General features: G+C 71.2%; 12 protein-coding genes. 8 read left to right on the top strand and 4 right to left on the bottom strand.

Translation table 11 applies throughout. From position 1 onward, the window contains the following. Positions 1-3: 3 nt before the first annotated feature. Positions 4-1,257 carry an MFS transporter gene (locus tag H5965_RS40655; protein ID WP_310976396.1) on the bottom strand — a complete coding sequence of 418 codons (1,254 nt, stop codon included), beginning with the start codon at positions 1,255-1,257 and terminating at the stop codon, positions 4-6. Between the two features lie 64 nt (positions 1,258-1,321). On the opposite strand from H5965_RS40655, the gene H5965_RS40650 reads away from it, so the two are divergent. From H5965_RS40650 to H5965_RS40640, 3 genes are read left to right on the top strand one after another with little or no spacing between them, the layout of a single operon-like run. Continuing rightward, positions 1,322-1,825 (top strand): winged helix-turn-helix domain-containing protein, encoded by a 504-nt coding sequence (locus H5965_RS40650; protein WP_310976395.1) that lies wholly within the window; start codon positions 1,322-1,324, stop codon positions 1,823-1,825. 42 nt (positions 1,826-1,867) lie between these two features. Next, on the top strand, positions 1,868-3,310 hold the full coding sequence (gene hflX, locus H5965_RS40645; protein ID WP_310976394.1) for a GTPase HflX: 1,443 nt from the start codon (positions 1,868-1,870) through the stop codon (positions 3,308-3,310). Positions 3,311-3,362: 52 nt separating this feature from the next. Further along, positions 3,363-4,370: an esterase-like activity of phytase family protein gene (locus H5965_RS40640; protein ID WP_310976393.1), complete on the top strand. Its 1,008-nt coding sequence runs from the start codon at positions 3,363-3,365 to the stop codon at positions 4,368-4,370. 329 nt (positions 4,371-4,699) lie between these two features. Here the strand turns inward: H5965_RS40640 and lexA are convergent, their stop codons facing one another. Then, a complete protein-coding gene (lexA, locus tag H5965_RS40635; RefSeq protein ID WP_167384977.1) occupies positions 4,700-5,359 on the bottom strand; it encodes a transcriptional repressor LexA in 660 nt (219 codons plus the stop codon). A 361-nt stretch (positions 5,360-5,720) separates the two neighbouring features. Here lexA and H5965_RS40630 point away from each other — a divergent pair, with 361 nt between their 5' ends. From H5965_RS40630 to H5965_RS40620, 3 genes are all read left to right on the top strand, one after another. Then, positions 5,721-6,194 (top strand): LysM peptidoglycan-binding domain-containing protein, encoded by a 474-nt coding sequence (locus tag H5965_RS40630; RefSeq protein WP_310976392.1) that lies wholly within the window; start codon positions 5,721-5,723, stop codon positions 6,192-6,194. Between the two features lie 278 nt (positions 6,195-6,472). Next, the gene (nrdR, locus tag H5965_RS40625; RefSeq protein WP_033261941.1) at positions 6,473-6,967 is read left to right on the top strand and encodes a transcriptional regulator NrdR; all 495 of its coding nucleotides are present in this window, start codon (positions 6,473-6,475) and stop codon (positions 6,965-6,967) included. A gap of 30 nt (positions 6,968-6,997) precedes the next feature. Then, positions 6,998-10,885 carry a vitamin B12-dependent ribonucleotide reductase gene (locus H5965_RS40620; RefSeq protein ID WP_310976391.1) on the top strand — a complete coding sequence of 1,296 codons (3,888 nt, stop codon included), beginning with the start codon at positions 6,998-7,000 and terminating at the stop codon, positions 10,883-10,885. 49 nt (positions 10,886-10,934) lie between these two features. On the opposite strand, the gene H5965_RS40615 is transcribed toward H5965_RS40620, so the two are convergent. Beyond that, positions 10,935-12,473: an FAD-dependent monooxygenase gene (locus tag H5965_RS40615; RefSeq protein ID WP_310976390.1), complete on the bottom strand. Its 1,539-nt coding sequence runs from the start codon at positions 12,471-12,473 to the stop codon at positions 10,935-10,937. Between the two features lie 94 nt (positions 12,474-12,567). Between H5965_RS40615 and H5965_RS40610 the strand changes: the two genes are divergently transcribed. After that, complete coding sequence (locus H5965_RS40610; RefSeq protein WP_310976389.1) at positions 12,568-13,263, top strand: TetR/AcrR family transcriptional regulator C-terminal domain-containing protein; 696 nt, start codon at positions 12,568-12,570, stop codon at positions 13,261-13,263. Between the two features lie 61 nt (positions 13,264-13,324). After that, positions 13,325-14,071, top strand: coding sequence for a ferritin-like domain-containing protein (locus H5965_RS40605; RefSeq protein WP_310976388.1), 747 nt, complete (start codon positions 13,325-13,327; stop codon positions 14,069-14,071). Here the strand turns inward: H5965_RS40605 and H5965_RS40600 are convergent. Beyond that, positions 14,068-14,613 carry a helix-turn-helix domain-containing protein gene (locus H5965_RS40600; RefSeq protein ID WP_310976387.1) on the bottom strand — a complete coding sequence of 182 codons (546 nt, stop codon included), beginning with the start codon at positions 14,611-14,613 and terminating at the stop codon, positions 14,068-14,070. The two genes, H5965_RS40605 and H5965_RS40600, sit on opposite strands and share 4 nt — an antisense overlap. Positions 14,614-14,675: the final 62 nt, after the last annotated feature.

Here is a 14,675-nt window from a genome sequence, read left to right as displayed (position 1 = left end):
ACTCTAGGGTGCGGCGGAACCGGTTTTCGCCTCGGTCGGCAGGTCGCGCATGTGCCGCAGGGGTGAGCACACCACCCACAGCACCGACGCGGCCTCGCCGGCCACGGCCACCCACAGCGCGCCGCGCAACCCGAGTCCTTCGCCGAGCGCGCCGCCCAGCAGCCCGCCGAGCGGGATCGTGCCCCAGACGACGAACCGCACGCTCGCGTTCATCCGGCCGAGCAGCCGGTCGGGGCAGATCACCTGCCGGTAGGAGACCGAGGCCACGTTGTAGACGATGATCCCGAACCAGCCGAGCGCCGACCCGAACCCGGCGAGGACGAGCCGCCAGCCCGGCGCGGCCAGCGGGAGCAGCAGGTGGCCGGGGAGGGTGCACAGGGGAACCAGCCAGATCGACCGCGCCTGGCCGATCCGCCGGGTGAGCGCGCTCGAGCAGACCGCGCCGAGGATCCCGCCGGCGCCCCCGACCGCCAGCAGCGCGCCGACCGCGGCCGGGGCCAGCCCGACGGTCCGGGTCAGGAACAGCACGTACACCGCGGTGAACGCGCCGCCGAAGAAGTTCGCCGTCGCCGTCGTGCCCACCGTCGCCCGCAGCGGCTTGTCGGAGAACACGAACCGCAGCCCTTCGGCGATCTGCGGCAGCAGCCGGGCCCGGCCGTCGCGCTCCGGCGCCGGTTCGACCGCGCGGATGCGCAGCAGGAACAGGGCCGACGTCAGGGAGCCGAGGCTGGTGACCAGCACGGTGTTCGCCGCGTTGAGGACCTGGACCAGCACGCCGGCCGCGCCCGGTCCGGCGATCTGCGCGGTCGACTGGACGGCCTGCAGCTTCGCGTTGCCCTCCAGCAGGTGCTCCCGCCCCACGAGCGACGGCAGGTAGGACTGGTAGGCGACGTCGAAGAACACCGTCGCGATGCCCACGAACAGCATCACCACCACGAGCTGGACGAGCGTCAGCACTCCGGCCCACCACGCGAGCGGCACGGTGAGCAGCAGCGCGAAGCGGGTGAAGTCGGCGGTGAGCATCACCCGGCGGCGGCTCAGCCGGTCCACCCACACGCCGGCGGGCAGCCCGATCAGCAGAAAGGCGAGCGTTTCGGCCGCGGTCAGCAGCCCCATCTCGAACGGCGTCGCGGCCAGCGTCACGGCCGCGAGCAGCGGAATCGCGGTGTACCCGACGGCGGTGCCGAACTGGCTGGCCGTGTCGCCGGCCCAGAGCCGCCGGAAGTCCGCGTGGCGGAAGAGTGACCCCCTGTGCATGGCTCCCGAGTCTGGCGGGACTGATTGGAAAGTGTCAATCACTGTTCGCTCTAAGCTGTGCGCCGTGCCACCCGAGAAACGACGTCCCGCGACCGAAGCCGAGGCCGCCGCGCTGGCCTCCGGAATACGGCTGCGCATCATCCGGTTGACCTTCTCGGAGGCGCTGACGAACAAGGAGCTGGCGAGGCGGCTGGGCCGGGACCCCGCGACCACGCTGCACCACGTGCGCAGACTCGTCGAGACCGGCTTCCTCGCCGCGCAGCCGCCGCGCCGCGGGGCCCGGGGCGCCCGGGAAATTCCGTATCTTTCGACGGGGCTTTCGTGGACACTCGACTCATGCGGTGACAAGGGCGTGGAACAGGCGGTTCTCGAGGCTTATCTGGCCGAGATCGCCGAAACCGGATTCGAGGGCGTGCACCAGTCGCGCCTGGTCGTCCAGGTGGCCCCCGAGGAGCGGGCAGAGCTGGAAACGCGGCTCAACGCCCTGCTCGAGGAGTTCCGCGCGCGCCCGCGCCGCCCCGGCGCCGAGCGCACCGCGGTCTACCTCGCCACCTATCCCAGCACGTAAAAGTTCGGTTCCCGCGGCGAATCGTGGGAACATGGAGGCACGATGACAGAACTGACACACACCGAAGACCACGACGACGACCTGTACGACCCGTCGACCGGCGAGATGGAGCTCGAAGACCGCGCGTCGCTGCGCCGGGTCGCGGGGCTGTCCACGGAGCTGGACGACGTCACCGAGGTCGAATACCGGCAACTGCGGCTCGAACGCGTCGTGCTGGTCGGCGTGTGGACCGAGGGCACGGCCCTGCAGTCCGAGGCGTCGCTGGCCGAGCTGGCGCGCCTGGCCGAGACGGCGGGCTCGGAGGTCCTCGAAGGGCTCATCCAGCGGCGGACCAAGCCGGACCCGGCCACCTACATCGGCTCGGGCAAGGTGCGGGAGCTGCGCGACATTGTCGGCTCCACCGGTGCCGACACCGTGATCTGCGACGGCGAGCTCTCGCCGGGCCAGCTGCGGCAGCTCGAGGAGAAGGTCAAGGTCAAGGTGATCGACCGGACCGCCCTGATCCTCGACATCTTCGCCCAGCACGCCCGGTCCAAGGAGGGCAAGGCGCAGGTCGAGCTGGCCCAGCTGCAGTACCTGATCCCGCGGCTGCGCGGGTGGGGTGCGTCGCTGTCCCGGCAGGCCGGTGGCCGCGCCGGTGGCGCGAACGGCGGTGTCGGCCTGCGCGGTCCCGGTGAGACCAAGCTCGAGACCGACCGGCGGCGGATCAACAAGCGCGTGGCGAAGCTGCGCCGGGAGATCGCGGCCATGGACACCATCCGCGAGACCAAGCGCGGGCGGCGGCTGGCCAACGAGGTGCCCAGCGTGGCGATCGTCGGCTACACCAACGCCGGCAAGTCGAGCCTGCTCAACGCGCTGACCGGGGCCGGGGTGCTGGTGGAGGACGCGCTGTTCGCCACCCTCGACCCGACCACCCGGCGCGCGCAGACGCCGGACGGCCGCGGCTACACGCTGACCGACACCGTCGGGTTCGTGCGGCACCTGCCGCACCAGCTGGTGGACGCGTTCCGCTCGACGCTGGAGGAGGCCGCGGACGCGGACCTGCTCGTGCACGTGGTGGACGGGTCCGACCCGGCGCCCGAGGAGCAGGTCAGCGCGGTGCGCGAGGTGCTCGGCGAGATCACGCGCAAGCGCAAGGAGCCGCTCCCGCCGGAGCTGCTGGTGATCAACAAGACCGACGCGTCCGACGAGGTCAGCCTGGCCCGCCTGCGGCACGCGCTGGCCGGCTCGGTCCAGGTCTCGGCCCGGACCGGGGCGGGCATCCCGGAGCTCGTCGAGGTGATCGCCGACCGCCTGCCGCGGCCGGAGGTCACGGTCGAGGTCCTCGTGCCGTACTCGCGCGGCGAGCTGGTCGCGCGGGCGCACGCGGACGGCGAGGTCCTCGAAGAGGAGCACGCCGAGGAGGGCACGCGCCTGCTGGTGCGGGTCCGCCCGGACCTCGCGGCGGCTTTGCGCGAGTACGAGACCAACTCGACCAGGGCCTGACACGTCTCCGTAGTGTGCGACCGGAGTGGTCGCACACTACGGAGGTGGCTGGGTGCGCTGGGCTGTCGTTCTGGTCTTCACGGTCGTGCTGGGCGGGGCGGCCCCCGCTTGGGCGGCTCCTGCGCCGGAGCCGTTGTGCACGATGAAGGACTCCCGGATCGGCGAGCTGTCCGGCCTGGTCTCCGACGGGTCCAAGCTGTACGCGATCAACGACGGCGGCAGCAAGGTCCAGGTGTTCGTGCTGGGCCGGGACTGCAAGGTGCAGAAGGTCCTCACGGACAAGACCGACCCGTTCGACGTCGAGGACCTGGCCCGCACGCCGGACGGGACGCTGTGGCTGTCCGACACCGGCGACAACAAGAAGGGCCGGCTGACGGTCGCCCTGCTGGAGATGAACCCGCAGGGCAAGGTGACGCTGCACCGGCTCACCTACCCGGACGGCCAGCACGACACCGAAGCGCTGATCATGGACAAGGCGGGAACGCCGTACCTGATCACCAAGGACATCCTCGGCGAGGCCCGGGTCTACCGGCCATCGGGGCCACTGGCGAGCCCGGGCCCGACCACGCTGGAAAAGGTCGGAACGGTGAAGATCGCCACGACGGACACCCAGGGCGGCCCGGTCGGTTCGATCGGCTCGGTCCTGGTGACGGGCGGTGCCTCGATGGCCGACGGCAGCGCGGTGGCCTTGAGGACGTACACGGACGCGTACGTGTACGCGGCCCCGGACGGCGACGTCCTGGCGGCCCTGCAGCGCAACCCGGTGCGGATCCCGTTGCCGGGGGAGAAGCAGGGCGAGGCGATCGCGTTCGACCCGGACGGGACGCTGATTTCGGGAAGCGAAGGCGTGGGCCAGCCGCTGCGCACGGTGAAGGGGGCGGCGGCGTTGGCGGCTTCGGCAGCGCCGGCGTCGGACGGCACACCGGCATCGAGCACGGGCGGTGGGGGTGGCTCGTCGGACGGCGGCGGAGTGCCGATCCTGCCGGCGGCGGGGATCGCGGTGGCGGTGGCGGGCTTGGGGTGGTTCGGGTTCTCCAGGTTGCGTCGCCGCCGAGGCTGAGCGCGCCGACCGCTGGCCCACCCTGGCCGCCACCGAGGCTTGGTGCGCGAAGCACCGCCGCAGCGGACGGCGTGCCTCGGGTGGCCCCTCCGCGCGGTGCGGGGCGCGGCGGCACTGGCCGCGCAGTCCGTCGCACCGGCGGAGGGAACGACCTTGACCGGCACGAGCGCGTCGTCCGGCTCGGCGGAGGACGGGGCCGGGCTCCCCGTCCTGCCTGCCGCCGGGATCACGGTCGCCATGGTCGGTCTCGGCTGGTTCGGCTCCCCACGGCCGAAGATCATCCGATCCGGTGAATCTCCCGGGCCGTGCGAAAGCCCGGAAGCCAATCCCTAGAGGCGGCGGAGCACCGCCACCACCTTGCCGAGCACCGTGGCGTCGTCGCCGGGGATCGGCTCGTACGCCTCGTTGTGCGGCATCAGCCAGATGTGGCCGCCCTTGCGCTTGAACGTCTTGACCGTGGCCTCGCCGTCGATCATCGCCGCGACGATCTCGCCGTTGTCCGCGTCCGGCTGCTGGCGGACCACGACCCAGTCGCCGTCGGTGATGGCCGCGTCGACCATCGAGTCACCGGTGACCTTCAGCAGGAACAGCTCGCCCTCGCCGACGATCTCCCGCGGCAGCGGGAACACGTCCTCGATGGCCTGCTCGGCCAGCACCGGGCCACCGGCGGCGATCCGGCCGACCAGCGGCACGTACGCCGCCTTCGGCATGACCGGCTGCTGGTCCATCTCGATGCCCATGGGGTTGTCGTCGGTCGCCGCGAGCACACCGACCGCGCGCGGGCGGTTCGCGTCCCGGCGCAGGTAGCCCTTGCGCTGCAGCGCGCGCAGCTGGTGCGAGACCGACGACGTCGACGTCAGCCCGACCGCCTCGCCGATCTCGCGGACGCTCGGCGGGTAGCCGAACCGGCTCACCCAGGTGCGGATCACGTCGAGCACCTGCTGCTGGCGGACGGTGAGGGTCTCGTCCACGTCGTACACCTCGGGCATGGCGTGCACCTTGCCCGAGCCGCCGGGGGACCCGCTGGTCCTGCCCGCCTTGTTCTCCTTCGCCACTGCGTCGCCTCCCAGACGTTCGCTGCACGTATCTGCGCGCCGGCCGCCGCCCGCGGGGTTGCGGGCAGGCTCGCCGGCGGCATCTGCCCGGCAGATGCCCTGGTCACCGACGTTAGCCCCCGGGCACGACGATTTCAAACATCTGTTCGATCGACACGCCGTGTCCGCTCGATTTTGTCGGTGGCAGGTGGTAGACCTTCGCACGGGCGTTCGATAGAACGCCTGTTCGACCTTGATCCACGGGCCGCTCCCGGCCCCGGAAACGGGCGGACACCAGGGTTTCGAGGAGGTTCGGATGTCCATTCTGGCCGAACGCGGACACGTTCGCCCGGCGACCCCGGTCCCGGCGCCCCTCCGTCCCGTGCGCATCCTGCGCGGGCGCCGCGGCGAGGTGCACCGCCCGCCGACGCGCGCGCGGGTCGTGGCGGGCCGGCGCCCGGCCGGGGCACCGTGCGCGGCACCGCGGCGGGTGCCGGTGCGGTGGCCCTGGCTCGCCGCCCTCGCCGTCGCGAGCTGCCTCATGATCACCGGATTGGGTCTTCTGGGGAGCGGGGCGTCCGGCGCCCCGGTGCCGGAGCGGACGGCGACGGTGTCCGTCGGCCAGGGCGACACGCTCGCTTCGCTGGCCGCCCGATTCGCGCCAGACAGTGAGCCTGGCGCGGTTGTCGCCCGGATCAAGGAGCTGAATCGCCTGGACCAGGCCGTTCTGGTGCCCGGGCTGCCGCTCACGGTCCCGGTGGCGGACGCCGCCGCCGTCCCCGCACCCTGATCCGCCGGCACCGTCAACCGCACTCACCCGGGCGTGGATCGGGTCCGGCGCGCCGCTTGCGCGCGTCCCTCTCGAGTTCTACCCTTCGCCGCTATATGTAGTAGTTACACCGCTGTAGTTGGTCCACAGGTTGGGGTAGACTGGGCAGCAGTTGTCCACAGCTGGTCGGCCTTTACCCACCGGATGTCCACAAAACGATCACCAGGTGCAGGGGTTGCGTGGTGGCCGCGGGGACGTCGACCGCGGGCGGCCGGCGCGGAGGGGAAGGTGATCGGCGGATGAGGTGCCCGTTCTGCCGGCATGCGGACTCTCGGGTCGTCGACTCCCGAGAGGTGGATGAAGGCCAGGCGATCCGCAGGCGGCGCTCGTGCGCGTCGTGCGGACGGCGGTTCACGACGTCGGAGACGATGGTGCTCGCCGTCGTCAAGCGGTCCGGGGTCACCGAACAGTTCAGCCGGGACAAGGTGGTGAGCGGCGTCCGCCGCGCCTGCCAGGGCAGGCCGGTCGACGACGACGCGCTGCAGCAGCTCGCGCAGCGCGTGGAGGAGTCGATCCGCTCCGCCGGGCTGGCGGAGATCCCGAGCCACGAAGTCGGCCTGGCCATCCTGGGCCCGCTGCGTGAGCTCGACGGGGTCGCCTACCTCCGGTTCGCCAGTGTCTACCGCTCCTTCTCCTCGGTCGAAGACTTCGAGAAGGAGATCGCCGACCTGCGTGAGGCCATGGCGGGTGCTGCTGCCGAGAAGGACAGCGATCAGCGCGAAGACGGCGACTGAGCCGTCCCGCTGCGGGAGAGGGTTCAACCGATGACGGAAACCGTGGGAACGGGGGCCCGCGCGGCCGCCGGCAAGAAGAGCAAGGCCGCCGGCGGGCTGAGCGTGCGGCGCGTCTTCACGACCGAAGGCCAGCACCCGTACGACCAGGTGACCTGGGAGCAGCGGGACGTCGTCATGACGAACTGGCGCGACGGCTCGGTCAACTTCGAGCAGCGCGGCGTGGAGTTCCCCGAGTTCTGGTCGGTCAACGCCACCAACATCGTCACCAGCAAGTACTTCCGCGGCGCCGTCGGCAGCCCGCAGCGCGAGCGCAGCCTCAAGCAGCTCATCGACCGCGTCGTGCACACCTACGTCAAGGCCGCCCGCGACCACGGCTACTTCGCCACGCCGCAGGACCTCGAAATCTTCGAGCACGAACTCACCTGGATGCTGCTGCACCAGGTCTTCAGCTTCAACTCCCCGGTCTGGTTCAACGTCGGCACCCCGTCGAAGCAGCAGGTCAGCGCGTGCCAGCCGTACGACGCCCTCGTGAGTACCCCCGGCGGCGCCGTGCCGATCGGCCGCTTCGTCGAGCTGAACGCCGTGGGTGCCAAGGTGTACGACGCGCACGGCCTTACCAAGGTCGTCGCCACCAAGGCGAACGGGATCAAGGAAGTCCTGCGGGTCACGACGAAGTCGGGCCACGTTCTCGACGTGACAGCGGACCACCTCGTGTGGCGAGCGAGTGCGGGTGGCGGGAAGTTCGTGCCCGCCGGCGACCTGCGGGTCGGCGACCAGCTCGAATGGCACCGCCGGGCCGCTTTCGGTGAAGAGGAGATCAGGGAAACCGACATCGCCGAAGCCGCGCTGGCCGGCTGGCTGCAGTCGGACGGCTTCGTCGGTCAGCACGACGGGACGAACCGCTCGCTCACCATCGAAGCCATGACCGTGAACGACGCCGAGCTGGCTTGGGTGCGTACGGCGCTCGACCGCGTCTTCCCGGACGTGCACCGCCACGAACGTGCCGTCGAAACCCAGGACAAGACCCTCGACTGCCGCCGAACCCGGCTCTACGGCAACGTCCTCGAGAACTTCGTCGAAACCTGGGGCCTGCGTGCTCGCGGAGTCGACATGGAGGTGCCGTCGTTCCTGTACACGGCGCCGCTGCCGGTCGTCGCCGCTTACCTGCGGAGCATTTTCCAAGCCGAGGGCTATGTCTCCGCGCGGGAGCGGTCCACTTTGGTCGCGCTGGACATGATCGGCGAAGACCTGGTCCGCGGTCTCCAGCAGTTGCTGGCCCGGTTCGGCATCTTCGCCCGGGTGGGCCGCGAGAAGGAGAGCCGGCCGGATCGGCACGACCTCTGGGGCATCCGCATCCAGAACGCCGGTGACCGGCGGATCTTCGCGGACGAGATCGGCTTCGTCGATCCGGTGAAGACGGCGAAGCTCGAGGCGTCCTTCGAAAAGCCCGGCCTGCCTGCCCACGAGCGGAAGCGGCTGGAGATCGCCGCGATCGAAAGCCGCGGCGAGCTGCCGGTTTACGACATCCAGACGGAATCCGGCGAGTACCTGTCCGGGAACCTCCGCGTCCACAACTGTTTCATCCTCGCCGTCGACGACACGATGGAGTCGATCCTCAACTGGTACCGCGAGGAGGGCCTGATCTTCAAGGGCGGCTCCGGCGCCGGCCTCAACCTCTCCCGCATCCGCTCCTCGAAGGAGCTGCTGACCTCCGGCGGCACCGCGTCCGGCCCGGTCTCGTTCATGCGCGGCGCCGACGCGTCCGCGGGCACCATCAACTCCGGCGGCGCCACCCGGCGCGCGGCGAAGATGGTCGTCCTCGACGTCGACCACCCGGACATCGAGGAGTTCATCCAGACCAAGGCGCGCGAAGAGGAGAAGATCAAGGTCCTCCGCGACGCGGGGTTCGACATGGACCTCTCCGGCGCGGACATCTCCTCGGTGCAGTACCAGAACGCGAACAACTCGGTCCGCGTGTCCGACGAGTTCATGCAGGCGGTCGAGAACGGCACCGACTTCGGCCTGCGCGCGCGGCTCACCGGCGAGGTCATCGACCGCACCGACGCGAAGAAGCTGTTCCGCACCATGGCGCAGGCCGCGTGGGAGTGCGCCGATCCCGGCATCCAGTACGACGGCACGATCAACGACTGGCACACCTGCCCCGAGTCGGGCCGGATCACCGCGTCGAACCCGTGCAGCGAGTACATGCACCTCGACAACTCCAGTTGCAACCTGGCGTCGCTGAACCTGCTGAAGTTCGTCACCCCCGAGGGCACGTTCGACGCGCCGCTGTTCGCCCGCGCCGTCGAGTTCGTCATCACCGCGATGGACGTCTCGATCTGCTTCGCGGACTTCCCGACCGAGCCGATCGCCGACACCACGCGCAAGTTCCGCCAGCTCGGCATCGGCTACGCGAACCTCGGCGCGCTGCTGATGGCGCTGGGCCACGCGTACGACTCCGACGGCGGCCGCGCGCTCGCGGCGGCGATCACGTCGCTGATGACGGGTGTGTCGTACCGGCGTTCGGCCGAGATGGCGCAGGTCGTCGGTGCGTACGAGGGTTACGCGCGCAACGCCGAAGCGCACCAGCGCGTGATGCGCAAGCACGCGGCGGCGAACGAGCTCGTCCGCACGTACCACTCGAACGACGCCGCGGTCCGCGCCCTGGCGACGGAGGAGTGGCAGAAGGGCATCGAGATCGGCGCGAAGCACGGCTGGCGCAACGCGCAGGCGTCGGTGCTCGCCCCCACCGGCACCATCGGCTTCATGATGGACTGCGACACCACCGGGATCGAGCCGGACTTCTCGCTGGTGAAGTTCAAGAAGCTCGTCGGCGGCGGTTCGATGCAGATCGTCAACCAGACGGTGCCGCGCGCGCTGGAGGCACTGGGTTACCCGGGCGAGCAGGTCGAGGCGATCGTCGAGTACGTGGCGCAGAACGGCCACGTCGTCGACGCGCCGGGGCTGCGTCCCGAGCACTACGAGGTGTTCGACTGCGCGGTCGGCGAGCGCTCGATCGCGCCGATGGGGCACGTCCGGATGATGGCCGCGGTGCAGCCGTTCCTCTCGGGCGCGATCTCCAAGACCGTCAACATGCCGGAGTCGGCGACGGTCGAAGAGGTCGAGGAGATCTACTTCCAAGGCTGGAAGCTCGGCCTCAAGGCCCTCGCGATCTACCGCGACAACTGCAAGGTCGGCCAGCCGCTGTCGACGGCGAAGAAGACATCGGAGACCGCCGCCGCCGAGCCGGAGAAGGTCGTCGAGTACCGCCCGGTCCGCAAGCGCCTGCCGAAGAAGCGCCCGAGCCAGACGGTGTCGTTCACCGTCGGCGGCGCGGAGGGCTACCTGACGGCGGGCTCGTACCCGGACGACGGCCTCGGCGAGATCTTCGTCAAGCTGGGCAAGCAGGGCTCGACCCTGGCGGGCGTGATGGACGCGTTCTCGATGTCCATTTCGGTCGGCCTCCAGCACGGCATCCCGCTCGAGTTCTACGTCTCGAAGTTCTCCAACCTCCGCTTCGAGCCGGCGGGCATGACGGACGACCCGGACATCCGCATCGCGACGAGCGTGATGGACTACCTGTTCCGCAGGCTGGCCCTGGATTACCTGCCGTACGAGAAGCGCTCCCAGCTGGGCATCCTCTCGGCGGACGAGCGCTCGGCCGAAGTCGAGGCGTCCTACGGCGCCCCGAAGGTCGACCTCGAAGCCCTTCAGTCCACTGTGGACGCGTCACCGGAGCCGCATGTGGCGGAGCCGGAGCACCCGCACCGCGAAGCCCAGACGACGACGGAGCTGATGGAGCTCCGCCTCGGCAAGGCGGCGGACGCCCCGCTCTGCATGACGTGCGGAACGAAGATGCGCCCGGCAGGTTCGTGCTACGCCTGCGAAGGCTGCGGCGCGACCTCGGGTTGTAGCTGACGGATCCGCGGCCGGGCCGGGCATCGCCTGCCCGGCTCGGCCGCGGTGCTCAGCGGGCCAGGATCTGCGCCACGACACCGCCGAGGTCGCCGGCCGGCTCGGTGCTCCGCCAAGCGACGAAGTGGTCCGGCCGCACCAAGACGGCGCCGCCCTCCGCGATCCCGGTGGTGCTGAGCCAGGTTTCGTCCTCGACGACGTGTGCGTCGACGTCGAGCCTCTGCGCCGCCTCGAGCCACGCCCGGCCGGACGGGCCGGCGAGCAGCGTGAGCCGCCGGCCGACCAGGTCCAAAGTAGACAGGCCGTCGCCCAGCCAGGTGTGCGGCACGCGGGAGCCGGGTGTCCCGTCCAGGATGACGTCCTCCGTGGACGGCAGCGCGGTCCGCGCACCGAGCACCGCCGTCGAGGCGTAGCGGAAGCCGAGGTGGACGATCGGGGCGTTGACCACGCCCGCCGCGGCGCGTGCGGCGGCCGCCGCCGGCCCCTGTTCCCAGTGCAAGCGGGGATCTTCGAGCCGCAGCAACGCCTGTTCGAGCGCGAGTGCCGCCACCGGACGGCGTTCGGCTTCGTAGGTGTCCAGCAGCGCCGGGCCGGCCGAGCCGTCGAGGACCGCGGCCAGCTTCCACGCCAGGTTGTGCGCGTCGGCGATGCCGGTGTTCGCGCCGAACGCGCCGAGCGGCGGCACCGCGTGCGCCGCGTCCCCGGCCAGGAACACGCGGCCGGCGCGGAACCGGTCGGCCAGCAGGCCCCGCACCCGCCACGGCAGCGCGCTCAGCACCTCCACCGCAAGGTCCGGGTCGCCGACGGCGGCGCGGATCAGCGCGCGGCAGCGGTCCGGGGGGAACGCCTCCGCCGGCTCGTCGCCGAGTCCGGTGTGGAAGATCCAGTCCTTTTCGCCGTCGACGGTCACCAGCATCCCGGGTGACTCGGGCGTGGTGATCGTGCAGTTCGCGAAGTGGTGGCCCTTGGTGTACGGCGTGAGGTCGGCGCGGAAGAGGATGTTGAGCAGGGGCTGCCCGAGTGCGCCCGGCCCGGTCGTGCCGATGCCGAGTGCGGCGCGCACCTCGCTGCGGCTGCCGTCGGCCGCGACCAGGTAGCTCGCGCGCACGGTTTGCCGGCCGTCCGGCCCGTCGAGCACCGCGGTGACGCCGGAGTCGTCCTGTTGTGTCGAGACGAGCGTGGTCGAGTACGCGACCGTGGCTCCGCGCTCCCGCGCCGCGCTCAGCAGCACCGCGTCGAGCCGGTCCTGCGGGCAGGTGCCGCGCAGCACGCCCGGGCTGAGCTCGCTCGCCGTGAGGTTCGGGGTGTTCGGCACGGCGGGCGGGGTGTCCGGCAGGTCCGCCGTCGCCAGGGTCGGCGCGGAGATCTTGCCGAGCGTGGCGGACGCCCGGACCGCGACGGCCTCGACGTCGCCGTGGATGCCGGCCTGGCGGAAGAACTCCATGGTGCGGAAGCCGAGACCGGTGGCGCGCGGGTGCGGGGACGGGCCGGCCGCGCGTTCCACGACGAGGGCCGGGACGCCGTGGCCGGCGAGGAAGAGGGCGGTGGACAGGCCGACGGTGCCCCCGCCGGCGATGAGAACCGGAATCATGCTGGAACCCCCAGTTGTGGCTACGGTGTACTCGATTCGGATACACCGTAGCCACTCGGGTACGATGTTCGCAACGGACGACGGGAGAACGACGATGGCCGACGAGCCGGCGCTGGTGTGGGCCAAGGAACGGCGCAGCCCGCGGCGCCAGGCCCCGGGGGTCGAGCAGATCGTGCGCACGGCGATCGCGATCGCCGACGCCGAAGGTCTCCCCGCGGTCTCGATGCGCCGGGTGGCGACGGACCTCGGCTCGGGCACGGCGTCGCTCTACCGCTACGTGGCGAGTCGCGACGAGCTGCTGGACCTGATGATCGACGAGGTGAAGGCCGCCGAGCACACCGAAATCACCGGCGACTGGCGAGCGGACCTGGCGAGCGTCGCCCACCAGGTCCGGCTGACGCTGCTGCGGCACCCCTGGCTGAGCGGCGAGCTGCCGGGCCGTCCGGCACTGGGAACGAACTCGTTGCGTCGCCACGAAGCCGCGCTGGCCGCAGCGGCCGGGCTGACCGCCGACATCACCTTGGCGGCGGGAGTGGTGGACACGGTGCTGGCGTACGTCTTCGGCACGGTCGCGCAGGAACTGGCGGAGCTGCAGGCCCAGCGCCGCTCCGGCCTGACGAAGGAGCAGTGGCAGGCGAGCGTGGGCCCGTACATCCGCGACGTCATCGCGAGCGGGCAGTACCCGCAGTTCACGCGCCGGGTGGTCGAGGGCGAAGAGTGGAGCGCGGAGCGGGTGTTCGAGTTCGGCCTGAACTGCGTCCTGGACGGCGTCGCGGCCCGGGCCGGCTGACTCACCGAATCTCCACGAAAGCCCCGCACCCCGACCACAAGCACGCGGCATCATCGACCCGATGACGTACGCACACTGGCTCCAGGATTTCGAAACCGAGGCCGAACGCCGCAGGCAGCGCGATGACCCGCCGTGGGAACGGGGCGCGCGCCTTCACCCCGACGTCGCCAAGAGCATCCAGCGGTTCCAGGTCGGCGAAGCCGGCGACGGGGCCAACCTCATCGCGAAAGCCGCCGGGGACGACACCTACCTCGCCGCCGTGAAGCTCTTCGTCGCCGAGGAACAGAACCACGCGCGGATGCTCGGCCTGCTGCTCGGCGCCGGTGGGGTGCCGACCCTGGCGAGCCACTGGTCGGACACCGTGTTCGTCAAACTGCGCCGGGCGCTCGGGCTGCGGCTGGAACTCATGGTGCTGCTCATCGCCGAGGTCGTCGCCCTGCGGTACTACCGCGCCCTGCGCGACGGCACGGCGGACCCCTTGGTGACGCAGGTCGCGGCCCGCATCCTCGCCGACGAGGAGCGCCACGTCCCCTTCCACTGCCACCGGCTCCGCGCCGGCTTCGGCGGCCTGTCCAAGGCAGCGCGCGCCGCGGTGTTCGGGGGCTGGCGGGTGCTGCTGCTCGGCGTCGCGGTCACCGTTGCCACGGACCACGGGCCGGCACTGCACCACCTCGGCGTCGGGCGGCTCGTCTTCGTCGCCGACGTGCTCACCGAGTTCGAGGCCGCCCTCGCGCGGATCCGCGGTGAGGAGCCGAGGCCGGAGCCGCGGCACCTCCCGAAGCGCGCCCGGCCGCGCGGGCTCTTCTAAAGGAGCCCGGCCAACTGCCGCAGCGCCGCGGTGATCCGCTCCGAAGACACGCCCCGCGACGTCTGGTGCAGGAACAGCTCGGGCGCCAACGGCGCCAGCAGCACATCCGCCAGGACGTCCGGGTCCGCAGCCCCCGCCGTCTCGGCCAGCACTCGCACGTGCGTCCGCCAGAAGCCGTACGCCCCCGTCGTGAACCGCGAATGGCCCACCTCTGCACCCAGCACCAAGGGTGCGTGCCGCTCCAGCAGCCCCACCATCGCCTCGTAGAACGCCGCCAGCCGCTCGGCCGGTGGTGCGCCCGGGCCCAGCGGTGGGTCTCCGCGCAGCAACGACTCCTGCAACCGTCGCTCGTGCTCGTCCAGGAGGGCCACCGCGATCGACGACCGGTCCGGATAACGCCGGTACAGCGTTCCCCGGCCGACGCCCGCCGCGCGGGCGATGTCCTCCATCGTCACCTCGGCCGCGCCGCGGGTGGTGAACAGCTGCTCGGCCGCCGCGAGGATCTTGGCGCGGTTGCGGGCCGCGTCGGCTCGTTCGGGCATGGCGCCAGCCTAGGGAATATCCGGACGGGGCGTCCAGTTAGCCTCAAGTGGACACCGCGTCC

It is taken from the genome of Amycolatopsis sp. 505 (assembly GCF_031625235.1).
In the GTDB taxonomy this organism is placed as follows: domain Bacteria; phylum Actinomycetota; class Actinomycetes; order Mycobacteriales; family Pseudonocardiaceae; genus Amycolatopsis.
Note: the sequence above shows the minus strand (reverse complement) of the source record. Positions and strands in the feature narration are given on the sequence as shown.